The sequence below is a fragment of the Paracoccus sp. SJTW-4 genome (genome assembly GCF_047716885.1).
GTDB classification, from domain to species: domain Bacteria; phylum Pseudomonadota; class Alphaproteobacteria; order Rhodobacterales; family Rhodobacteraceae; genus Paracoccus; species Paracoccus solventivorans.
Genome location: NZ_CP136681.1, coordinates 267492 through 289963, shown reverse-complemented (window position 1 = coordinate 289963; position 22472 = coordinate 267492). Strand labels below are relative to the sequence as shown.

The following is a 22472-nucleotide window of genomic DNA, read 5'->3' as shown; positions in this document are numbered from 1 at the left end:
ACACGCGTATGTGCTAAAGGCCAAGGTCATGCCTTCGCCCCAACTGCCACGACACCGATCCGCCCTGCACGACGCCAGTGATCTCGCGGCCGAGCTGGCGGTCGATCACCGGCCGCCACGGGACAAGCGTGAACTCATGGCTCTTTTCCACCACGGCGAACTTGCCGCTCGATAGCTGAACGGTCCCGGTGAACTTGCCGCTGACGTTCTCGCCGTCCGTGGCGGCACGGAACGGCAACCCCTTGCCCTCGGCCATCTCCGCGCCAATGCGGGCAACCTCCCGCTCGCGCAAGGTGGCGAGAAGGCTGCGCCGGTAGAAGATGCGGCCGTTCCGTGCTCGGGTGGCATCGCCCTGTTCGATGTGATGCTCGCGCCGCTGGTCCATCGCCTCACGCACCTGCTGGCCGAAGCCGGCCGGCGCAAGGTCGGCCGTTTCGCCATGGACCAATCGCCGGTCCAGCCATGTCGTGCCGTCCGATCCGATCTGCTTGCCTAGATCGACCGGGGAAAGGATGCGAACGCTGGCCTGCCGGTCACGGCCGGCGTCATAGGCGGCGGCGCGGCTGACCAGATCATCGGGGATGCGCCATTGGTCGGCGTCGATCCTCTCGACGATCCCGGCGCGGCGCAATGCCTCCAGTCGCCGGACATGGGCATCGACATAGCCCTCATAATCGCCGCCCGGAACGCGGCCCTCGAACTTCGCCTGCTCCAGATGGCGGCTCGGACGATAGATGCCGTCCTCGGTGATGGCGGCAATGGCGCGTTCGGACGGTCGGGCGGTCGCCTCGGCCGGGCCGATCTGGACGACGCTGCAAACGCGGGCGTCCTCCAGCCGCTCGGGCGCGATGCCTGCGATGTGGTGCGTCCTGCCGTCGATCCCGTCCACCACAATGGTCAGGTTCTCGCCCAGCTCGTCCGACAGGTGCTTGTCCACGACGCGGCCGACGATGGGTGTCTCTGGCGCTCCGTCATGGATTTGAAAGCTCATGGGATCGCGTTCGCCTCCCTGCGGGCCGAGCGCCTTCTGCATGGTGCGGATAATGTCGCCGCGCTCGCCCAACTCGCGCAGGGCCGGCTCCATGTCCTTGCTCAACTCCCAAACGCCGGGCGCGTGCTCGGTCGCCAGTCCCATCTTCTCCAGCTTGGCGAGACGGCGCAGGCGTAAGGTGCGCTCGAACTGGCGGCGCGGTGCGGCCGGTTCATGGCGCAGGTCGAGGAACCGGGCATCGGCTTCCTCGGCCATGGCGCGGTCAATCTGGGTGAAACGGTCCTGGTCTATCTCGGCCGACAGCTTGCGGGTCTGCTCGATTTCGGTGACGGGGCCGAGTTCCAGACTGGCAAGCTCGCTGGCGCGCTCCCGTAGGCCGTTGGCGAGGTAGTCGCCATTGATGATTAGATCCTCGCCCATCTCGTCGCGGCCGTTGACGATGACATGCACATGGGGATGGCCGGTGTTGTAGTGGTTGACGGCGACCCAATCGAGTTTCGTGCCGAGGTCGGCTTCCACCTGCTTCATGAAATCGCGGGTGTAGGCCGTGAGGTCCGATAGCTCCGCGCCATCCTCGGGCGAGACGATGAATCTGAACTGGTGGCGGTCGTCCTTGCCGCGATCAAGGAAGGCGTCGCCATCGGCGCGGTCCTCGGTCGCCGAATAGAGCCGGCCCCGCTCGCCGTCGCGTGACGTGCCGTCGCGCTGGACATAGCGCAGATGCGCGCGGGCGCGTGCGCCCTTCCACGCGGCCCGAACGCTGCGCTGCTTGACGATCACGCGGCGGCTGCCGGGCTGGCGATGATGCCATTGGCCGGAGATGTTCCGAGCGCGCACGAAGCTCGCGCCCCGGCCGCGCTTCACGCCCTTGCCGCTGGCGACCACGGCACGGGACCGCCCCGGCGATGACGGGCGAGCGGATGACGGCATGGAAGGATCGCGGGAGGCTGCTGCCTGATGCTGCCGGGTGATCTTCTTGACCTGCGTGAAAAAGCTCTTGGTCTTGCCGGCCTTCGGTGTGTCGGATCGGATACGGCCCGGCTTCGGACGGAAGCGGTTTTCGTCGTCGGCGCTCAAGGGCGCGACTCCAGCCAAAACCGCCGACAACAGGCCGATATGGGCCTATGGTGCCGCTCGAAACCCTGCAAAGCCAAGGCTTTGCGCGAAATCGCGGCACGCGGCCCCTCAAAACCATGGTGCCGGAACCGGCCACCTAACCAGTGTGCAGACAACAACAATTTCCAGAAGCGGCCCGATATGGTGCCGTCTTCTTTAATCTTGCCCTCCGCCCTTTCTGCCTTTTCTGCCCCTCCTGCCGGTAAACCTGCCGGGCGTAAACCTGACCGACCGGATGCCAAAACCAAAGCGGCCGAACGCGGGAACGCCGCGCTCATGGCGTTTCCCCGTCGCTGGCGCTCGCCACGAAAATGCTACCGTCCTGCGGCTCCGCACGGGCGGGGTCGCGCGCCGGAATGGCAGCGTGGCCGTCGCCTGATTGCGCCTCGGACGGCGGTGCGGCGGCAGCTCGCGTGTCGTCGGGGCGCATGACGAATAGCGGTGCCTCGCGCCAATCGGGCGGCGGTGCCGGCTGTGGGGATAGCGTATCCGATGGAGCCGCGCCGCCAAGGATCGGGGCGAGCGCGGCGACATAGGCGCGCGTCTCGGCGGGAAGCGGTCGGCCTGTCGCGCTGTGCTCGTTGTAGCGGCCGGGACCGGCATTGTAGGCCGCCAGCATCGCCGCGACATTGCCGTAGCGGTCGAACATTTCGCGCAGATAGGCGGTGCCGGCGAGGATGTTGTCGCGCGGGTCATAGGGATCACGGCCGAGGCCATGGCGGACGCGCAGGCCCGCCCATGTGTCGGGCATCACCTGCATCAATCCCATCGCCCCGGCCGCCGAAACCGCGCGCACGTCGCCCGCGCTTTCGGCGCGCAGCACGGCGCGAATCCAGTGCTCGGGGATGCCGAAACGCTGCGACGCCTCGGCGATGTTGGCCGCATAGGGATGGGCTGCGGCCGGCCGCTCGACGGGCGCGGATTGCGCGACAGCGACGCCCGATCCGATGCAGGCGGAAAGTGCGCCGGCCAGCAACAGGATTGCACAACGCCATGCCTGCCTTTCTCCGCTTCGCCACCAGCCTGCCAGCGTGCTCGCTGCGCTCAAGGGCAAGGCGCAAGCGCCGGCCGATGGCCGCCCTTGACCTTCGCTGCGCGCGCCGGCCGTCTGGTCGCCGAGCGGGACGAAGGGATGAGACGGCTTTCCCGCGAACAAAGGGATGCCGATCTTTGATCGGATGGCTGGCCGGACGCGCGCGGCCGTCACTCCTCGTCCTCGACTTTCCGGGGGTGCTTCCAACGCAGGGTCCAGACAGAAGGGTCGTCATTGGACTGGAACAGCTTGGCGCGGATCGGGAACGGGAAGATCGGTCCCTCCAGCCTCATCGACACGAAGTCGCCGGCATTTTCGCTGGCGTCCTTCCATGCCGCGCCGGCGTCCGGGCCGTCCTCGCTATCGAGGTGCAGGCGATAGTCGGGCGCGTTTTTCACGTCGCTCGGCTTGGCCGGGACGATGAAGAGCTTTTCGTGGAGGCCGAACGAATGAAGCTCTCCGGCATAGCCGGTTTCGGTGCGGGTGAAGGTGCCTATTTCTGCCATTGAAATCTCCTGTGATTGGCTTTCGGGGGATGGTTTCAGTGCGTCGGCGCGCGCCACTCGTACCGGCCGACGCCTTCCTCATCGGTCCAGAGCGGGACCGCTCGACCGATGACGGAAGCTGCGGGGATGGGTCCGAAATAGCGGCCGTCGAGGCTGTCGCGGACTTCCCAATTCATGAGGAAAAGCTGGTCGTCGCCGATGACGCGGCACCCCTGCCAGACGGGCAGATCGCGGCCGAGGCTGTCGCGCTCCAGCGCCTCGCCCATCTCGATCTCATCAACCGTGATCGTGCGGCCGGCGCGGCAAACCCGCTGTCCGGGCAGGCCCAAAACGCGCTTCAAGAGCGGGACGCCTCGCGCGATATAGCCGCGCTCGACCATGAAGGCGGCGAGCGGTTCGGGCGGCATGATGGCGACTAGCTCGGGCACGTCGATCCGGTCGGCCCGCTCAACGGTGTAGAACCCGACTGGCGCGCTGGCCGTGGCGTTCCAGATGAGCCTCAAAGGCCAATCGACGGCGCTTGCGGCGGCGATGCCGATGACGGCGAGCACCGTCACCGTGAGGGTGCGGCGGCGCGTCATGGGCCGATCCTTCGGCGATGAAGCCAAGCGGCGTGGCGCTCGGGGGTGTAGGCGTGCGGCTCCAGATTGGCGGTCAGACGGTTGTGGACGTGCCGCCAGTGATCCGGCGAGGCATCGGCCGGATCGAGGCCGAGCGCATCCACGGCGTCGATGGCTGCAAGCGCGCGCTGCACCTTGGGCCAGCTATCGAGGCGCAACAGGATTTCGCCGCCGGGTCGGACGAAGGGCAATGTCTGGAACGGTTCGCCCCGGCCGATGGCGCGCACAATGTCGATGCGCGAAACGACCGTGCCATGCTCGCCGCTCGCCCATCGCACAAAGGCGAAAACGCTGCTCGGTGCGAAGCCGACGACACTGCGGCGGCGGTCGATGATCTGTTCGTAGCTCTTGTGGCCGAACCGTATCCAGTGCTCAACCTTGCGTTTCTCGAAGGTCAGCTCGACCAATGTGGTGAAGGGCGCCGGCCCGTCCGGCAGCGGACGGCCGTGCGCGCTGCGGCGGGCGCGACGAGTCATTGTTCGTCTCCGGTGATGTGCTGGGGGCTGCGCGGGCGCAGTGCGTCGGGCGCGGCCGTCATGGTTCGCCCCTTCGGGCAGAACCGGCACCACGCTTCGCCTGCGCGCGCGTCAAAGAATAAGAGTTAGATTCTCTGTTAGATAAGTTAGCAGTCGGATTCCGCGTTTCAGGCCAAAGCGTTAGCTGCGGTTCGTGCGCCTGATGTGCCGATAGTGATGCGCCTGATGTGCCGATACCCCGTGCGCCGGATGTGCCGATGGCATTAACAGGGTTATCAACAGTGCCTGTTGATAAGTTTCCGGGGCGGATGCGCAGCAACTCACGGCCGTCTTCCCGCTCGATCTGGAGCAGGTAGCCGGGGAGCTGCTGGCGGGCCGCGATCCGGCGCAGGTCGAGCGCAAAGTCGGACGGCCGCGCGAGGCTGCCGGATTTCTGGTGAAGATGCGCAATCTCGAAAATCCAGCCGTGGCGCTGGTGCCCGGCGTGCTTTCGGGCGACGCGATAAAGCCATCGCTCAATGCCGCCAGTCAGCCGGAAATAGGCCGGGTCGATGGTCAGGACCAGCGAACGGTCGATGACGCTGTTGTAGAACCATTCGGGCAGGACGAACTCCATGCCCTCGACGCGGCCGGCGCGCGTCGTCATTTCCTCCCACTCGTTGATCCAAGAGAACTGCCGGCGACGCCAATGCGGGCCGTTGCGGATCGTGGTGGCGATGACGGTCGATTGCAGCCGCGCCAGCGCGGCTTTCAAAGCCGGTATTGGTGATTGCCGGTCGGGCGGCCGATGGCGCGCAACAGATGGTAGGGCGTGAAGCGGATAAAGCGCGAAGTGGCGAGGCCGGTGTTCTCGGCCGCGACAATCTGCGAGGCCGCCCATATCAGCACATCGGCGTCCCATATGGTCGCCATGCCGTGCTCGGGCATCCCGAACACCTGCACTTCTATGTCAGCGGCCTTGTAGAGAATCGGCTTGGTGCGTGGGGTCTTCGCCAGCGAGAAGAACGGCCGTTCCATCAAATCGCGCTGGTCGCGCGACGGCGCGTCGCCGGTCGCCACCACGAATGGGTCTAGGCGGCTGCGCTCGCTGTCCTCGGTCGGCTGCGCGGGGTCGTGCCCGTCCTCGCGCAGCATCTAGCAGTCGCCCCGTTCTTCGGGGGTGAGCGGACGCGCGGGAAACACGATGCCGGCGGTCTTGTCGCGGGTGGACTTACGCTCACCGACCGCGCTCCAGTCTTCCAGATCGCGGACGGTGTAGAGGACGCGGCCGCCGACCTTGCGATAGGTCGGGCCGGTGCCATAGGTGCGATGCTTCTCAAGGGTGCGGACGGATATGCCGAGGAAGCGCGCGGCTTCCTTGGTGCGCAACAGGCGCGGCGGCAGGCCCGCAAGCGGGTTGGGCATGGATCACCTCCAGTCGGAATTGGGCTGCCGGGGGCGGCAGCGGACTGTGGCGAACCATGGCGAGGCATCGGCGGCGCGTAGCGTGCCGCATTTGCGCCTATGCGCTGACGGCACCCCCTGCGGGCGTGTTTCGGGCTAATAACGGAAGGATTTCAGCGGCTCATCGCCTGCCGGGCCGAATAGGCGAAGACATTCGCACGCGGTTCGGCTAAGAATGTCGGTGGAGCAGACGCGCTGCTCCGGGGCGTCGAAACCCCTCACGAATGGCTGGTGCTGGCCAGAACGGCACCAACTCCTTGACCTATGGTCGGGGAGCCTGTGGCGTATACAACAGGCTTTCCGAGCTAAAGGCCATGGGGCCGTTTCGTGACGGTTTCGAACTCCCCGATCACCAAGAGTCAGAGAGAATCGTTTGCGGGGGCGCACCGCAGACAAGCTCTCTCGGATACGGGGAATGACTATGCGGGTTCCGGTCGAACTCGATCCCGATGTGGACGACATCGCGCCGACAGGCGACAACATAACCGTCTATGACGAACGGCATTTCGTGACGTATCTGCGCCTTCTCGATGCGAAGGCCGAAGATGCGGACTGGAAGGAGGTCGCGCGGATCGTGCTGCACCGCGATCCGGTCGCCGAGGAACTTCGGACCTATCGTTGTTGGCAAAGCCATCTCGAACGCGCGCAATGGCTGTCGCGTGAAGGCTATCGGAAGATTCTGGAGCAGGCGGTAGCCAACAAGGTATGAAGATCGGAGATAATTTCAGCTTGTTTCTTGTCGCAGATTTCGGGATTGTTGCGACAACTACCCGCAAGTAGGTTCACGCAAGCTATGGATGAATATAGGCAAGCTATGGATGAATATAGGGAAGTAAACTGCGCGGAGATGCCAGTGCCGGCGGGTTTATCGGAAGAGGTGAAGGGATATTCGTGGGCGCGGAATAATGTCGGTGAGTCCGGGGGAGTGGTATATCGGCTCTACGGCAAGGCAGGTGCACCCGATCTCTTCCTGAAGCATGGTCGCGATACCGTTGCCAATGATCTCGTGGATGAGATGGTTAGACTGCGTTGGATGGCCAACCACATAGCGGTTCCCACCGTCACGCATTTCGTCAGCACTACCGACGAAGCCTGGCTCCTTATGACGGCCTTGGCAGGTGAAACCGCATATCAGGCTCTGGAAGCGCGTCCAGAGGAGAGAACGACCATTATTGATGCGCTGGCGGACTTCCTTCGGACGCTACATGCAATTCCGATCAGCGAATGTCCATTTACCAGCGATCATAGCTATCGACTCGGACTGGCGCGCAAACGGATCGACGCCGGCTTGGTCGAAGAAGACGATTTCGATGAGGAACGCGAAGGCTGGACAGCAGAACAGGTTTGGCAGGAAATGCATCGGCACCTGCCTTTCATGGCCGATCAGGTTGTCACACATGGGGACTTCTCGCTCGACAACCTTCTTATGGTGGATGGTGTGGTAATCGGCTGTATCGACGCAGGCCGTGTCGGTATTGCCGACCGCTACCAAGATTTGGCGATACTCTGGAACTGTCTCGGAGAGTTCGATGAGGCGTTACAGGACAGGTTTCTCGCCCGGTACGGCGTTCCTAAGCCAGATCCAAGCAAGCTGCTATTCCACCTGATGTTGGACGAGCTTTTTTGATATTAGACGACAGCTACCACGGCAAATGAAACACAGGCTGGCAGTGGCAGAACCACCAAACTCCGTCATTCTCGAAATTGCATCCCTTGCGAGATAGGGGGCGAGAAGCGTAAGTGCTATTTTAACGGCCCCTATTGATCTGACCGGCAAATACCATCACCGTCACGCAATTTCTAAAATTCTCCAACAGATCGGCCGGTCTCGGAGAAGCAGGGTTTCCGTGCTGCATGTCTTTGTCGTAAGCGGCACAAATTTGCGACATGATTTTCGACAGATAGCGCTCGCAAACGATTAACGCTTGCAGGGTTTGATCGGGTAATGAAGTAACAGGCGATAGCCGCCGCGCATCATCTTGATGCCATGCGCAACTAGGCGGCGGGCCTTGTTCTTGCGCGGGTCGTTCTCAAAATCCTCCTTCCTGCCGCGAAAGCCGAGCAGGACTTTGGCGATGGTGCGGTAGCTTTCGCCGCGCAACCGTGCGTCGAGCGCACGCAGGGACAGGATGTGCCATAGCCGAAGCTGGGCGGGGATCGCCCGGAAGTCGGGACCGGGCGCGCGGCCATTGAGGGACCGCCAGAATCGACGGACAGCGTGAGCGCGCAGCTCCAGAAAGGCGTCCATCGGTAGCGTGACGGCGTAAAACGCGGCGGTGTCCGGCACGGCCACGGGTAGCCAGAATTGATGCGCAACGCCGTCCGCCTGCCAGATGCCGTGCCAGCCATCGGCAGCGCGGCGCATATCGAGGCCGTCGAGATGCGCCAACGTCAGTACCGGTTCGGTGTCGTCGTCCTTGTGATTGACTGGCGACAACATCACGGCTTGCGGTTGAAGGCGCGGACTCCAGATCGGCGATTGCCGATCATGCGGCGCGTCGGGATCGCACGGGAAATCGCAAACCCCAGCGATGCGCGAACTCTTCGAGGTCGCGGGCAGCCGCCCCTCCGGTCAATGCGATGGTCTGGCAGTCCCGGCGATATTCGTCGTTGCGGCGCAGGTATTCCCAAGCGAACCCAGCGGCAGGGATGTGCTTTGTGTGCCCGTATGCCGCCGGTGATCGCCAATCGATGTTGAGCATGGCGTCACCTCCCCGAGCCGGGATGCTGGGCAGCGCCCGGCAAGAAGAGGTTCAATCATCACTGGAAATATAGAAGCCGCTCAAAGCAGATACCTTAAGCGGCTAACCCGATCATTTTTGGTATTTTTGGCTTGGCGACAGCCGGTGATTCCGCGACGCGTGCCCGTATGAGCACGAACACGCAGTCATGTTTTCACCTGTTGGAAAACACATGCACCTCACCGTGCGCAGTTTCGACGGTGAACAGGTCGCCGGCCATCTCAGCGTCGCGCGCCATCGCCTGCCAATCGACATAGTAGCGTAGTGCCTCGGGGATCGTGACGCTCTCGGTGGTCAATTCCTCCATGTAGTCGGCGAGGCTGGCGAACTGACCATGATAGCAGTCCTGCAAAGCGGTTTCGGCTTGGTCTATGTCGCCCCTGAACTGCTCCAACAGGCCGGCGCCGAGTGTGCCATGTTCTGCGATGAAAGCGGCCATCCTCGCCACCCTGTCGATGTCGGCATATTCCGAGATGTCGACGCCCTCGAAGCCCTCATAGTCGTGAATGGCGTATTCCTCCGCATCCTCAACGGGGGAACGGGCAAGCATCGCGGCAATCCCGTCCCTGATCTCGTCGGCGGCCTGATCCGCGTCGATCCAAGCCCCGTGCAGATAGCCGTTATTGTAGGCGGCAAGGCAGGCAACATAGATGCGGGGTTTGCTGTCGGATACCTTGGTCATGTCTCTGATCCTCGGGTCTGAAGGTCAGCGAAGCGGAACGCCGCGCCTGACCTTCTGGCCGTCGCCGAGACTGGGGTAGCAACGAGCAAGGGCGGTCGGGGCGGAGGGGGATCACCCGGCCTGCACAAGCGGAAGCGCGGAAGGCTGGGGATACCGCCCCGGACGGTTCCACTTACCTTGCTGGCGCGAGGGCAAAGCCCTTAGCAAACCTGTTGAGGGTCATGCGGCGATAGCCGCGCCTGCCCGGAGGCGAACGCGCTTCCATATTGCGCCGTAGAGAGCCGGAGGGCAGCCAGCGGCGCGGAGCGCCGGGGGATGGACATGCCAGAATCTTCTGGCATTTCTAGGGGACTGTCGCGATGGCGCTTGCCTCTGCGCGCAGGACGCAACAATAATATTTGCGACGGTGACGGGAGGGGCATGATGAAGCACGACGATTACCCTGCGCTGTTTCTAGACGCAGACAACGCTTCCAATATGTATCAAAGAACGTTTCTGCGGCTCATACGTGGCGAATACGTTGCGTTGTTTTTTGCAGCTATATTTTCTATGAGCTTCATGAATGATATCATCTACTACGTGCTTTACGCGGGAGTTTTTGTTGTTGGACTAGTCATCCTCATAGCTCGCGCACAAAGTAAACCGGAGCAGTGGTGGTATAGGTGTCGTGCATTAGCCGAAAGCGTCAAAACATTGACTTGGCGGTATATGATGCACGCCGCGCCGTTCGAGGGAGAAGATGCACAAGCAAGGGTGCAGTTTCGAGACCAGTTGAATGCAATTTTTCGCGAAAACATAGAAACCGCGAAACGCATCACGGACGATTGGTCTGGAAATGACCAAATCACCCGGGCTATGGACGCCGTGCGAGTTAAAACTCGCGAAGACAGAATGGCGTATTATATAAAGCATCGTGTCGAGGATCAGCGGAGTTGGTATAGGCGAAAATCTAAGGCTAATCGCAATGCTTCCCGGATGTGGGTATGGGTGAGTGGTGCCTGTTACGTCATCGCGGGTTCGATGGCCTTGAGTCGTATCGCTTTACCAAGTTGGCAGTATTGGCCAATAGAGCCGCTCATTGTCGTCGCAGCTTCAATCGTAGGGTGGATGCAAATTAAAAAATTTAATGAGTTATCTGCCGCTTACACAGTAACCGCACATGAAATCGGCTTGATTAAAGCACTAATAGACGACATGAAATCTGATGGCCAGTTCTCAGAATTTGTGAATGATGCGGAAAAAGCATTTTCAAGAGAACATACCTTGTGGCTTGCAAGGCAATCGGACTAAGGGGGAATAGATGTCTGGCGCTGCTTATGTCGTATTTGACGGCGACAATGATAAATGGGCGTACGCCTATATGAACGGCTGGAAGGCCAACAGAAATATAGATTTCACGTATCAGAATGCGCACGATCTGGATACAATGACGGGTCGCGCCCAAGATGAGCAATACGTCAAGTCGAAGCTGCGCGAGAGAATGAGGCAGTCGTCCGCTGTTGTTGTCTTGATAGGTGAAAAAACAAAAAATCTATACAAGTATGTGCGATGGGAATTGGAGCTTGCCCTTGAGCTTGGCCTGCCGATCATTGCGGCAAATTTGAATGAAACCAATCGACAAGATAGCAACAGATGTCCCGCAATCATTCGCGACAAGGGCTGTGTCGTTCACATCCCATATAAGCTTTCTGCATTGAAGCACGCGATGGCTAACTGGCCGAGCGAGTTTAGCCGGCTCAGCTACGCTGATAGGAACGGTGGCGCTAGGCACTATGCGCAGTTCGATGCAAGCTGATTGGATCAGGGCAGGCCTCTACAAGAAGCGTTGAAGCTAAGCCCATTCCAAATTGCTTGGGGGAGCAATGTTCAATCTCTTGATGTTCAACGTCGATTGGCACTCGGGCAGAGTCACCGTTCCGGTGGGGCGGATGTTTGAATACACGGATGACCACATAACCGAACAGTTCCGTGAAGGCGGGAACCCTCTTCTAGATCGTCTCGCCGCTCTGCCGTGTTTGTTCTGCGAAGAGGGCACGACGGATGAAGCCGCTTATGTCGGTCAGATCAACCGCGCGCGCATCGTCGGCAGGGATGTGTCTCTTGAAGTCAGCTTCGACGGGGAAGTGCCACCGCTACAAAACAGCATGATTCATGCGAACCGGGCAGAGTTGCACATGCCTCACGACTTCGAGTTTTCGCGGAATCACTGGGCGGTGAAGGACGTAGACCTCTACCGATTCTTGCTCCGCAACGTGCGTCCCCGCCGTCAGCGCCCGGCCGTGTTCCAAATCCCCGAACATGAAAACATCGAGCCTGCCTTAGCATCAGTGATGATGCCGTTCGATGCGGGCTTCAATGATGTCTATGCTGCCATCCAACTTGGTGCTGGCAATGCTGGCCTTCGTTGCAGGCGGGCGGACGATATTTGGGAGAACCCGGCAATCATTCAGGACGTGGTTTCCCTCATCGACCGTTCGCGCGTCGTTGTATGCGACTGCACCGGCAGAAACCCAAACGTGTTCTATGAGGCGGGCATTGCGCACACGCTTGGGCGTGAGGTGATTCTTATCACGCAGAGCGAGCACGATATTCCGTTCGATCTACGACACCTTCGCCATGTCCGTTACCTTAACAATGTCGAAGGGCGCGGCGCTCTAACTGCTACGCTTCAAGGCAGGATGCAGACCATCCTAGGGCACTAGACGAAAATGGGCTGGTTGAACGTTGGATTACGCATTCGGCCGCCTAAAGGCTGACGAGCAAGACACCACGCAATATCGATCACTTTAACGTACCCTCAACTGCGCCGGATCATCACCTGACGCGTTCTTTTCGAACCAGTTTAGGCAGCCTAGCAACGCCAGCCGGGAAAGGGTTTCTGCCAGCCCGCGCATTTCCGACCAATCCTGCGCCAACCGTTCGCTGGTTCCATGGACAGTTCGGCTGCGCCCTTCGCCATATAGCCGGGCGACAGCTTGCTTCAATGTGGGTCCGCCGCTCCTGTAGATGTTGTCGTCATCGTCCCATCCCACTCGTGCCGTTAACAGTGCTCGAATCTCTGGCTCGCCGTTGCCACAGGCCAGCCCATCCAGTACCGCGACAAACTTGACGACTGCCATTGCATCGACAGCTTCACGGCATGCTTCGTGAAACCAGAGTACCGCCTGCATGAGGAGCACATTGTTCAGGGCGGGGCGAGAAACCCGCCCTGTCGCGTGAGTAACGAAGTCCAACACTTCGCCCGCAGCACCAAACAGCGGGGCCAGCCTCTTGGCCTGAACTTGCCATTCACCGGGCTTGAAAGTGTACCCCGAAGGTAGATGCGAGAGCTTTGAGCCAGCGAGCGTGATCTTGCCCGGTTCAAATGTCAGGACACGAACCTGCCGGAAATTCTGGTCGATAAGGAGCCGGAACCCGTCAAGAGCCGAAGAGGGTTTGTCCCAAGCAAGGGCGACAATGGCGAGTGCCATTCGCGCCGCAGTGATCGCCTTCTGCTTTCCGGATTCGGGCGGAAGTCCCTTGGTCTTTACACTACACACGAATGGGCATGCACCGACGACAGCTAGAACGTCCTTCTCCCTGATCTGGTCAACGACATCCTTCCGCTTGGCGAGCTTGCCACCCGCCCACTTTCTCCTGATCCTTTTGGCCGTAACCTTGCCGATTTTCTGCTCGGTCTCCATGCGGCCCAGCCACTGGTGGCGAGCCTCAATAACAACCGGGCCGACGCGGATGGGCTCGATGTCATCGTTGCTTTCAAACAGCGTGCAGCCTACCGCGTATTCCCGATCCCCATTCTTCGACCTTGCCTCGTCCAGTGCCTTACGCAACTCCTTCCTCACGGTGTCAACCGCAAGGGGATCGTCCAGGTCAATCGACGCCAAAGGCGGCCCGAGCGACTTCCGAACCAGCGCTCGCCATTCGGCATTGGAAAATTGACGCGTTGCGGCGGTATCGTTCTCAAGAAGCAACTTCGATAGTTCGGTGATTGAACGCTCAATGTTTTCGTTCACGAGCAGCGAGCCACGGTCGCCCCCGTCAATCAGGCCGGGAAATCCGTGATTTGGGCCGGGAAATTCGTCCTCAACCTGTATCGCTTTCAATTCGGCGATTATGCTGCCGATGATATCTTTGAGTCCTGCCAACGCTTCCCCCAGAATCGGTTACTTCAGTAGCGGGCGAGCAAGATAAGGAGCGAACTAGCGGCCGCAGTGCTCGACGATCTCATCCGCAATCACCATGAGATTGTATGCTTCAACCTTTCTGCTGACAGGGATCAGAAGCTCCACCGGTTTAGTGAGGTTTTCGGCTTCGACTGTACACCGCACTGCGCCAGTGACGTCTCCTTCGTCAGGAAACAGTACGTCGATCTCGAAAAACTCCTCTCCGCGCTGATGGCGGAACAGATCACAAGTCAGAGCGCCACGCTTGGTCGGCTTCCCTTTTGGCCACCGGTCGTAGTAAAATCCCTCCGGATCGTGCTTCTCGGGCATCAACGGCATACGGAAAGCAGGGACATCGATATATGTTGACCTAGCAATGCCGGTGGGTTGAATAAGCGATCTACGCAGGCGGTCATGCTCCTCTGCCATTCTCATGATGTCCGACATTGGCCCTATGCCACGCGCTAGGTCAGCGAGCGCTCCTGTGCCGTGAAGGTTGTCAAACATCGACTGCGCGCTACGTATCGCTGCCAGTTGGGGACCGAGACCGCTCATCACTCCGCGCGAAGCCTTCTCCAACTCAGAAATCCTCAGACCACTGCCGGGCATTCTCAGTGTAGCGATATCAACACCTTTCGTCGCAGAAGGCGGCCGCTTCACGATGCGTCGAACCGCTGGCGGAACAGGCGGTGCGGGCAGCCTAGGAATGGGGGGAAGTGTGGGTTGCCCATCGTCATCATTCCCATCCTCATGATCGTCTGGATCATCTGCGTCACGGCTCAAATCGATGTTGCCGACAGCCTCAAACGAGACGCGCATCTTCGAGGCCGGTCGAGTTCCACCGTTGGCGACCCCAAATGTTAGCGCCACTTCGGCCTCAGGTTCGACGCGGCCCTTATGCAGCGATTCAAAGATTGAGCGGCACGCGTCGATCCATTTTGGGTAGGCTGCGGAAGAGTATTTCCTGATCGCTTCAGCATCCGGCGCTTCGTAGGAAATTTCGGTTCCATCGGCCTGAATCTCGGCTTCCGGAGCAGAGAAATCCTCCGTTGGGGGGTGACGCGCTTTTAGTTTGTCGATCAGTCGGTCAATTTCGGAGGGCTCAAGTGCCAATGCGATCCGGCGGACCACATTAGCCGCTGTTGCCTCGCCTGAGACGTTCGCGATGCTAATGACAGGCTCCTGCGATCTATAGATCGATAGATCTTTTTCGAGTTCCTTGATCCGCTTTGCTTCGGTCGTCTGTTCCGGCGGTCGCTTCCAACTCTCCGGGATCAGAAAGAAGGAAACCCCAAGTCCCTGCGCGGTGGACGCCGCAACACTGTCATCTGTGAGCATCTTGACGGAGGCGAATGTTTCGTCCTTCGAAAGGGTGGCGACAGTTCCGACGATCCGGTCGTCGTTGATGCCGTAGTCAAGTGAGCTCGCGAGTTCGGGGGCGGGCTGGATGATGGGCATCAGCCGGAGCAGGACGCGTGGTCCGGCTTCCTGAATAACGACTTCCGGCGGAAGGGCCGCAAGCATTCCACGTATGCGCCCCGAAATCTCGATTGCCCGCTTGCGTGTTCTGCCGCCGCCCTTTTTGTGCTTGTCGATCTCCGCCAAAACGGGTTTGGTCAGTGCGATCACAACCGGATCTACGGCGAGGTCAGACCAAGGAAGCTCTTCTAGGCGCTTGCACTCGAAAAAGAGATTCGTATCGGCTACAAGCACATGCTCCATTCGCCCCTCGCACACGCGGAAATGATGGTGAACCAATCGCCTGTGCGGAGTTCACCGTTTCTGTCGCTGTATAGAGAAGTCAGAACATTTCCGCAACAAAACTACCTACTGAACTCGTAGCGCGGAACATCGACAATCAAGCTTTGGCTGCTGAGCGGCTGGCCTCGCTGTCGCAAATATCGTTGTGTTGCCTACGAGGCCGTAAACCAGATGACGGGCTGCCGACCCTACGCAGCAGCCTGAAGCCTGCCGACCGCTTCGCACTCCACCGGAGCCATTCGCTCGGGCCTTATTTAGAGGGTTATAGCGTAGGTGTAGTTCTCCGTTTCGTCGGCTTCGGCCCGCCATTTACTCCCATTAACATTCTGATTCTTAATATAAGAACACCAAGACGCCGGGATGCGTCCCCCTTGTCGTCCCCCTATCAGCCATGGCTACGAGGCGCGCCCGCTGGTCGTTGACGCCGCCCGCCTGCTTCTTGTCTTCCGATAGTAGAGGCGGCATCAGAATTTCTTTTGATGAGCGGCATAGCGGCGCAATGCGCATCGTGGGCTTACTTCTCGTCCGACCGGGAGCGTTCTGTTTCGTCCGGGTGAGCGATGGCGCTTGATTTACTCTCGGCCCAGTCTTGGCGCGTCTTATGAACCGCTACGAACCTACAAAATTCTGTCGCGCGGTACGCACTATCGGCCCGCGCCTTAATGGCGCCAGCCTCAATCGCACCCTGAAGGCCGAACTCCTCCACTAACCGGACGTCAACACTGCGGGGTTCGGGAGTGTAGTGATCCCAGCTCTGAAATTCGTTATAGTATTCATAATTTATTTCATAAACCCTGTCCCTAACCCGCAACTCCTCTTCCGTGAACGACGAATAGTCAACGGGGCAACGAGCAGAAAGCCACTCTTCATAAAATGGCACAGCGACAAACTCAGACATTTTGTCGCTAGGAATAAGCTCGATCTGTGAAGCAGGGGTGGACATCGACAGCCGGACAAATTCTTCCGTTGCACCCATCGACGACAGAAACTCCGCCATATCGTCCAACATGCGCGTATAGGCGTGCTGAGCCTCGCGGGGGGGAAGACGTCCAAACATATCCCCCACGAACGCTGGCCGGTGCACACCGATCGTGGGTATCCTGATAATGTTCCCCTCGGATCGCGCGTCGGCATTGTCTGTGGGCGTGTGCACTACTCCGCTGACGAAAAGGAGTGTGCAGGGCGCTCCAACATTTCGGAAGCTCAGGAAGCGGCTCTCCCAGATAAATATATTCGGAAAGAAATGTGGCCAAACCACCCGAAATCGGCCCCCGCGAACTATGCTCCGGAAGCATCACATCTGCTCTGAAAGTCGTGGTTTCTGCCAATACAGCCCGTATGGTCTCGCCCATCTTCATCGCCTCACCGACATTTCCGCCGGGGCTATTCAAGGCGATTACCAGCCTTTCAAATGGCGACGAAACGATTGCCGCGCGGACCGCTCCATCGAAACGGGCCGCATCTCCTCTCTCGATAATTCCTTCAACAGTGACAAGGCTGCGCTTAGCTGAATCGACGCTGGGTGGAATTACCCTGAACTCGGCTGATGATGCCCCCGTGCTGGACATGTAGCCTATCAACAAACTTGTCAGCAACGAGGGGACGAGTTTTTTGGCTATTGTCATGCGGTTTCCTGCGCGTTGACCGATCAATTCTACTGTAGATGAATTCTTCATACATCTTGGCATCTCTTGCTACCCGGAAGTTACAGCGCGCGTCGCGAGATGGCCACCGTGCGCCGTGAGCGCCCAAGACCATCGAGGTCGAGCGGCGGCAGCGAGCGCAGGGGCTCGGATACGCGCCAGCGGCCGGTGGACGGTGGCGCGTATGCGCACTGGCCATGCCCCGGCGGCCATTCCAGCCAGCCGATGTCCGCGAGCCGGCAGAGGTCGTCCGGCGTGACGCCGGCGACGCCACAGGTGGTTCTCGCCACCGTGGGTGGGCGGGTGCGCAGGATCGCGCGCGCAAGCCGGAGCGCGGGCGTCCACGGCAGCGGTCGGACGCGCGCGTGAAAGGCAACGCAGTCGCGGAACGCGACGTGTGTCAGGTCGTCTGCGGCGTCTGTCGCCTCCCAAGGCTCCAGTGCTGTACCTCCCCAAGCATCGGCCAGCGCTGCGGTGAGGACGCGCAGGCGGCGGTAGAGGAAGGGCAGGACTTTTGCGGCCGACCAGGCGGGCGGGGGCAACAGGTCGTCAAGGCGCGCCAGCGACCCTCCCACGGCGGCGAACAGCGCCCCGTGGGTGGAAGGAGCGCCGTCCGGCAGGTGGCCGTCTCGGAGGGCACCCCATGCCTCCAGCCGCGCACGCAGAGCGCCGGCGGGGGGTGTGGGCTCGCCACCGGGGGGTGGTGGCGGCTGCGGCCCGCACAATACCGGCCACCAGCCCGGCGGAAGCGCCTGCTCGCCTTCATCAGCGCGGCCCCGGATGGCGAAGGCGCGCAGAAGCCGGTCGTCAGGCAGACGGCCGCACAAGCGCTGGACGAGGCCGAGAACCGCCTCGGACCCCGGCCCGAACAGGGCGACCCGGAACGGCTGCGGTGGCGCAGGAGAGGCGCCCCACAAGCCCTGCGGCAGGAAGCCGTCCACCGCCGCGAGGGTGGCGAGCACCGCCGCCGGGGTTTGCCGACGGAGCGGCTGCGGCAGACCTGCCTGCGTGTAGACATCCATAGTCGTACGCGGCGGGAATACCCCGAGGATGTCCAGCGGCAGCGGGCCGTCCCAAGCGGCGGCGACAGGCCGGTCAGGCCATCGCCAGCGAGGGGTGTAGTGCGGCCGGTCGGCGCGGCGCGCAGGGTCGCCGTCTGGGGTGGTGGTGGTGGCGTGGGCCGGGGTGGGCATGGCTTCAACGGTGCCGGGCATTACAATCTCCTGTGGATCGCGAGCGGCAGTGGCGCGAGTGCGATCGCCGCCGGGGTGGCGCCCGCTGGCGCGGCGCGATGACACGGATGACGCGATGACGGGAGATTACCGAAAGTTTCTTCCCTATATATACGCACCTATCTATTCTATCCCTCTATGTGTTCTTATTATGTTCTTTTTATTTTTACATATTAAACTCTAAAGAAAATCCCGTCACTCCTGTCATTATTCGTAGCAAATAACTGTAAAATAATCTTAAAAAGAGGTGCCGGGAACCTGCTTTCATCCGTCGCCACCCCGACACTCGCGACACCCGCAGCAGCCAAAAACCCCGGCGGCGGTATTGTGGAATACCGCAGCAGCCCCGAACGAGAACGTACGGGGCTGCGACCGGAGGCAGTGACCGGAATACAAGAAGGTTGTGACGGAAGGGCGGCGGTCATTCTCGGCTAGCGTGGCCACCGTCGCGCCCGCCGACGACAGTGAGCCGACCGACCCCGCCGGCGATACGGTCAAGGGCTGAAGCGCGCTCCTCGTCGTCGATCAGCAGCCGTTCGATCTCGTATCCGCGCTGCGCACGGGTACGCTTCGGGGCAAGGCCGTACCGCTCCGCGCCAGCTGTCAGTTGCTTGCCGAAGGTCGTCTTCGTCCATTGCCGATGGCCGTTATCCTCAGCCCACCGCCGGAACTCACGATAAAGCGCGTCGGAGGCGATGAACCCGCCAGCGGCCCAGCTACCCGGGTTCGCCAGTTGCCGGTCGGTCAGGAACTGCCGGAGAATGTCTTCCTCCTCCGCGTACTGCCGCCCCGCCGCCAGCACGTCGGGCGGAATAGCCAGCCCTTCCCGGCCACCCCCGGCGGCGATCCACGCCGCGGCTCCTTCGATCATCCACCGCAGGACCGCAGGCCCTTCCGCCAGCAGCTTGCCGGCCAGCCCGGGGTCGATCTCCTGCGGCCCGAACCTCCGCCGGAGTTCGACCAGTACCATGCGCCTTGCCATCGCCTCGTCGGCGCTGGTGAAGGATGGGCGATGGTTACCGGTCACGATCACTGTTGCCTGCGGGGTGAAGCTGAACGGATCGCCATACATGCGCCGCGCCGAAATCGCCTCGCCGCCGGTGATGTCCTTGAGCAGTTCGTCGTTCCAGACCCGGCCCTGCGGCAGTTCACTGACCAGCGCCAGTCTTGCCCCGGCGAGGTTGGCTAGCCCCGTCGGGTGCTGCGTCCCGCCCGAGCGCAGGAACACCTCGGAGGAGGCCGTCCGGCCGTAGCCGTCACCGACAACCCCGCGCAGCACCTCGCGCAGCACCGACTTGCCGTTGCTGCCATGCCCGTACAGGAAGAAAATCGACTGCGCGTCTGTCGAACCGGTCAGGGCATAGCCCGCCAGCCGTTGCAGGAATACCGCCCAGTCCTCGCGCCCGTCAGCGATCTGGTCGATGAAGCGCAACCACCGCTCCGGCCCCACCCCCGGCGGCGATGGGGCGACCGCCGTCGAGAGGCTCACCCGGTCCTCCGGCCGCCCCTCGCGCGCCTCGCCCGTCCGCAGGTCAACCACCATGCCGCCGGTGACGCCCAGTAAGTACGGGTCGGCGTCGAAGCTGTCAGCCGGAGCCCGCACCGCCACCGCGCGGGCCTGCCGGAAGACGGCCTCCAGTTGCGCAGTGGAGCGCAGCCGGGTCCGCAGCAACCGCACCTTGCCGAACGCCTTGAGGTCGCTCTCGCCCTCCTCCAGCGCCGCCTCTGCCGCAGCCGTCTTCACGTCGGCCACCGCGCACAGCCAGCGAGAGAGTGCCGCCCGAACACCGTCGTCGTCGAGGCGGTGCCAGTGGCCGCCATCGAAGCGCCGCCAGCGGCCGTCGTCGGCCAGCACCAGCCGCGCGCCCTCATCCTTCAACCAGCCAGCGGCCAGCGATGCGTCGTCGCTCTCGACCGCACCCAGCGCCGCCAGCCTTTCGACCTCTGCCGCATCGTCCGTAGCCTCACCCCCGGCGGCGGCGCCCCGTTTCCGCAGCACCGCCTCTGCCGCCGCACGATTGCGCGCGTTGTCGCACTCACCCCTCCACGCCGCCAAGGCAACGTTCTCGTCGCCGCCATGGGCGTAATGCACGAACAGGTCGAAGGCATCGCCCCAGCGGCCGGAAGCGCTACCACTGCCAAGTCCAGCCCTCCTGTCGCTGTCAGAAAGCGAAACCCAATACTCGCTGCCGTCGCTCTCATCCTCGAAGACGCGCGTAGCGTACGATCCAGACTGCTGGTGAGGCGACCGCCAAAGCTCGCCCCATCCTTGGCCGCCGTCGTTCCTGTTCACGTAGCCGTAGCGTTGCAACAAGTCCGTCAACACATGGGCGCGGTTGAAGCGCTCTATCAGCGATGTGCGCGGATCGGCCTCTCTCTCCTGCCGGCGGCGTTGCCGCTCGACCGCCGCCCCGTCGCTGGCGGCCTTAGCCACGGCTCGGCGCTCCTCCCTGATGCGGATGATCGGGTGACCGCCATCGAGGACCAGCGCCCTCACCTCCTCCGGCCCGATCTCCCGCCGCTGGTAGAACGGCGCGCTGCCGTCCTCTGGCGCGTCGGGCAGGTTCGGCAGAAAGCTGATCTGGCCGGGGCGGCATACCGCCCTGTCGGGTGCGACGGCGCCCCCGGAGACCGCAGCAATCCTCTCGCACAGTGCCTCCGTGGTATCGGCGTAATCGGCCCCCGCGAGTGGCTCCTGCAACGGCACCACGATCCGCCACCGTGGGTCGGCAGCGGTGGCGCTCTTGGTCGAGTAGATCAGCGCGGTGGCATCCCCGCCCAACGCCTCCCCCAGAGCCTTCCCGATGCGGTCGAGCGAATGCCCGCCCTCGTCAATGTCGAGCACGAGGGCGCCGAACTCGCCCCTGTCGCGCTGGGCCGCGTGGATGCGCGCGTCGGCGCCGCCCAGCGCGCTCGGGATGAACCACCCGGCGTCCGCCTTCGGGACGCAGCGGGGAGGATCGTCGAACGCCAAATCCGCCAGTTCGGCATAGGTGATCGTACCGATTGCCGCGCCCCTGAGGGTGCGGCCCGTCGCCATCGGGTAGGCGAAGGGATCGCCACCGGGGGAGTTCGAGGCAAATTGAGCGGAACGCGGTGCCGTATTCATTTCTCGCTCCCCCCGTTCACCGCCCGTGGGCCACCCCGACGCCCGCGGCGGCGATGGCTGGCCTCCAACTTCGCCGCGCGTAGTCCGGCATCGGCGCGCTTGCGCACCTCAAGCTCTTCCCGCGAGCACAGGACGTCTGCCGCCTCCGCTTCGATCTGCCTCTTCAGGCGACTACCCGGGCTCTGGAAGGCGGCCGCGTTGGCTCGCAGCAAGCGGCGGAAGCATTCGTCCGCCGGCGGCCGGCCTTCCGCCCATTCGCGCGCGACCTCGCGGCCCTCAGACCCGAGCGAACCGTAAGCCAGATAGTCCGACATGTAAGATGGTCCGATGCAGGCGGTTATGGCCGGGCCTAGTATGGTCTCGGCAAGGGCCACCCGGTCGCCGGCCGCGAGGCTTAGGTCGAGCACGTCAATCAGGAGACGTTTGCAAGTCTCCCGACCCAGCCCTTCGCGATAGCCGCGGTCGTGGCGGGCGGAGCGGACCGCTTGCTGGATGGTCGCTAACGCAGAACACAGCGCTGCGGTGGTGGGCGCATTGCCCGGTCGTTCATAGTCGGTCGGCATGATGCCAATCCTTCTTTGCCAATGCCGACGTTTTGCGCTATCCTGCGGATGTACCACGACAGTTCAGCACACCGCCGCCGGCGGGTTGCGGGACCGGGGCGCAGCCCGCGCCCCGGTTACTCCTTTGCTGCATTGGCGTGAGGAATGAGGCAGTCAGTCCGACCGTCAGGCGTCGGCGGCGGCGATCTTTTCGTCGATCCAGCGCTGAACGGCGCTGGCTGGCCAAGCGACGTTGCGCTCGCTGATCTTCACCGGCCGGGGGAACTCGCCCTTGGCCATCATTTCATAGATTTTCGCGGTGGACAGGGTGACGCGCTCGCGCACCTGCGGGAGCCGCAGCAGCTTCTCTTGGGTCGGTATCGCCATCGAGGCATCCTCCAGTAGAAAAGCCCA

22 protein-coding genes and 2 pseudogenes are annotated in these 22472 nt (G+C 61.9%); 6 read left to right on the top strand and 18 right to left on the bottom strand.

Translation table 11 applies throughout. The features are described 5' to 3' along the window. Positions 1 to 13 precede the first annotated feature (13 nt). The 8 genes and pseudogenes from RSP45_RS01410 to RSP45_RS01375 form a co-directional block, all read right to left on the bottom strand. Positions 14 to 1135: a DUF3363 domain-containing protein gene (locus RSP45_RS01410; protein ID WP_230999696.1), complete on the bottom strand. Its 1122-nt coding sequence runs from the start codon at positions 1133 to 1135 to the stop codon at positions 14 to 16. A gap of 333 nt (positions 1136 to 1468) precedes the next feature. Further along, positions 1469 to 1921: pseudogene (locus RSP45_RS01405) on the bottom strand (hypothetical protein); the annotation flags it as partial. Positions 1922 to 2381: 460 nt separating this feature from the next. After that, on the bottom strand, positions 2382 to 3314 hold the full coding sequence (locus tag RSP45_RS01400; protein WP_278070709.1) for a lytic transglycosylase domain-containing protein: 933 nt from the start codon (positions 3312 to 3314) through the stop codon (positions 2382 to 2384). After that, positions 3311 to 3646: a DUF736 domain-containing protein gene (locus tag RSP45_RS01395; RefSeq protein WP_262922472.1), complete on the bottom strand. Its 336-nt coding sequence runs from the start codon at positions 3644 to 3646 to the stop codon at positions 3311 to 3313. Before RSP45_RS01395 ends, RSP45_RS01400 begins: the two co-directional genes overlap by 4 nt. A gap of 35 nt (positions 3647 to 3681) precedes the next feature. Further along, positions 3682 to 4227 (bottom strand): S26 family signal peptidase, encoded by a 546-nt coding sequence (locus tag RSP45_RS01390; protein ID WP_278070708.1) that lies wholly within the window; start codon positions 4225 to 4227, stop codon positions 3682 to 3684. Continuing rightward, positions 4224 to 4742, bottom strand: coding sequence for a DUF2840 domain-containing protein (locus RSP45_RS01385; protein WP_278070707.1), 519 nt, complete (start codon positions 4740 to 4742; stop codon positions 4224 to 4226). Before RSP45_RS01385 ends, RSP45_RS01390 begins: the two co-directional genes overlap by 4 nt. 58 nt (positions 4743 to 4800) lie before the next feature. Further along, positions 4801 to 5759 (bottom strand): annotated as a pseudogene (locus RSP45_RS01380) (replication initiator protein A). Between the two features lie 117 nt (positions 5760 to 5876). Further along, entirely contained in the window at positions 5877 to 6146 is a 270-nt protein-coding gene (locus tag RSP45_RS01375) for a helix-turn-helix transcriptional regulator (RefSeq protein ID WP_258124062.1), read from the bottom strand. A 460-nt stretch (positions 6147 to 6606) separates the two neighbouring features. On the opposite strand from RSP45_RS01375, the gene RSP45_RS01370 reads away from it, so the two are divergent. Further along, positions 6607 to 6894 (top strand): DNA -binding domain-containing protein, encoded by a 288-nt coding sequence (locus RSP45_RS01370; RefSeq protein ID WP_253120560.1) that lies wholly within the window; start codon positions 6607 to 6609, stop codon positions 6892 to 6894. A gap of 105 nt (positions 6895 to 6999) precedes the next feature. Beyond that, positions 7000 to 7812, top strand: a complete 813-nt coding sequence (locus RSP45_RS01365; RefSeq protein WP_258124095.1) for an APH(3')-I family aminoglycoside O-phosphotransferase — start codon at positions 7000 to 7002, stop codon at positions 7810 to 7812. Positions 7813 to 8103: 291 nt separating this feature from the next. Here RSP45_RS01365 and RSP45_RS01360 read toward each other — a convergent pair whose 3' ends face one another. The 3 genes from RSP45_RS01360 to RSP45_RS01350 all read right to left on the bottom strand — a co-directional run bounded on the left by RSP45_RS01360 (position 8104) and on the right by RSP45_RS01350 (position 9608). Continuing rightward, a complete protein-coding gene (locus RSP45_RS01360; RefSeq protein WP_253120562.1) occupies positions 8104 to 8625 on the bottom strand; it encodes a DUF2285 domain-containing protein in 522 nt (173 codons plus the stop codon). 46 nt (positions 8626 to 8671) lie between these two features. Beyond that, positions 8672 to 8887: a transcriptional regulator domain-containing protein gene (locus RSP45_RS01355; RefSeq protein WP_231771260.1), complete on the bottom strand. Its 216-nt coding sequence runs from the start codon at positions 8885 to 8887 to the stop codon at positions 8672 to 8674. A 193-nt stretch (positions 8888 to 9080) separates the two neighbouring features. Beyond that, positions 9081 to 9608: an antirestriction protein ArdA gene (locus tag RSP45_RS01350; RefSeq protein ID WP_258124068.1), complete on the bottom strand. Its 528-nt coding sequence runs from the start codon at positions 9606 to 9608 to the stop codon at positions 9081 to 9083. 420 nt (positions 9609 to 10028) lie between these two features. On the opposite strand from RSP45_RS01350, the gene RSP45_RS01345 reads away from it, so the two are divergent. From RSP45_RS01345 to RSP45_RS01335, 3 genes are all read left to right on the top strand, one after another. After that, positions 10029 to 10898, top strand: coding sequence for a DUF4231 domain-containing protein (locus RSP45_RS01345; protein ID WP_231771262.1), 870 nt, complete (start codon positions 10029 to 10031; stop codon positions 10896 to 10898). Positions 10899 to 10908: 10 nt separating this feature from the next. Next, positions 10909 to 11403 carry a TIR domain-containing protein gene (locus tag RSP45_RS01340; RefSeq protein WP_075657195.1) on the top strand — a complete coding sequence of 165 codons (495 nt, stop codon included), beginning with the start codon at positions 10909 to 10911 and terminating at the stop codon, positions 11401 to 11403. Between the two features lie 67 nt (positions 11404 to 11470). Continuing rightward, positions 11471 to 12310 carry a hypothetical protein gene (locus tag RSP45_RS01335; protein ID WP_253120565.1) on the top strand — a complete coding sequence of 280 codons (840 nt, stop codon included), beginning with the start codon at positions 11471 to 11473 and terminating at the stop codon, positions 12308 to 12310. 84 nt (positions 12311 to 12394) lie between these two features. On the opposite strand, the gene RSP45_RS01330 is transcribed toward RSP45_RS01335, so the two are convergent. The 3 genes from RSP45_RS01330 to RSP45_RS01320 all read right to left on the bottom strand — a co-directional run bounded on the left by RSP45_RS01330 (position 12395) and on the right by RSP45_RS01320 (position 16541). Continuing rightward, positions 12395 to 13753, bottom strand: a complete 1359-nt coding sequence (locus RSP45_RS01330; RefSeq protein ID WP_415392949.1) for a hypothetical protein — start codon at positions 13751 to 13753, stop codon at positions 12395 to 12397. A gap of 54 nt (positions 13754 to 13807) precedes the next feature. After that, on the bottom strand, positions 13808 to 15493 hold the full coding sequence (locus RSP45_RS01325; RefSeq protein ID WP_253120570.1) for a PIN domain-containing protein: 1686 nt from the start codon (positions 15491 to 15493) through the stop codon (positions 13808 to 13810). Positions 15494 to 16046: 553 nt separating this feature from the next. Next, a complete protein-coding gene (locus tag RSP45_RS01320; protein WP_415392948.1) occupies positions 16047 to 16541 on the bottom strand; it encodes a hypothetical protein in 495 nt (164 codons plus the stop codon). A 329-nt stretch (positions 16542 to 16870) separates the two neighbouring features. Between RSP45_RS01320 and RSP45_RS01315 the strand changes: the two genes are divergently transcribed. Next, positions 16871 to 17104, top strand: coding sequence for a hypothetical protein (locus RSP45_RS01315; RefSeq protein WP_415392947.1), 234 nt, complete (start codon positions 16871 to 16873; stop codon positions 17102 to 17104). A 133-nt stretch (positions 17105 to 17237) separates the two neighbouring features. Here RSP45_RS01315 and RSP45_RS01310 read toward each other — a convergent pair whose 3' ends face one another. The 4 genes from RSP45_RS01310 to RSP45_RS01295 all read right to left on the bottom strand — a co-directional run bounded on the left by RSP45_RS01310 (position 17238) and on the right by RSP45_RS01295 (position 22445). Beyond that, complete coding sequence (locus RSP45_RS01310) at positions 17238 to 18389, bottom strand: hypothetical protein (protein ID WP_415392946.1); 1152 nt, start codon at positions 18387 to 18389, stop codon at positions 17238 to 17240. Positions 18390 to 18828: 439 nt separating this feature from the next. After that, positions 18829 to 21516, bottom strand: coding sequence for a DNA primase family protein (locus RSP45_RS01305; protein WP_415392945.1), 2688 nt, complete (start codon positions 21514 to 21516; stop codon positions 18829 to 18831). Further along, positions 21513 to 22079: a hypothetical protein gene (locus RSP45_RS01300; protein WP_415392944.1), complete on the bottom strand. Its 567-nt coding sequence runs from the start codon at positions 22077 to 22079 to the stop codon at positions 21513 to 21515. The genes RSP45_RS01305 and RSP45_RS01300 overlap by 4 nt, the downstream gene beginning before the upstream one ends. Positions 22080 to 22244: 165 nt before the next feature. Next, positions 22245 to 22445, bottom strand: coding sequence for a helix-turn-helix transcriptional regulator (locus RSP45_RS01295; protein ID WP_415392943.1), 201 nt, complete (start codon positions 22443 to 22445; stop codon positions 22245 to 22247). Positions 22446 to 22472 lie beyond the last annotated feature (27 nt).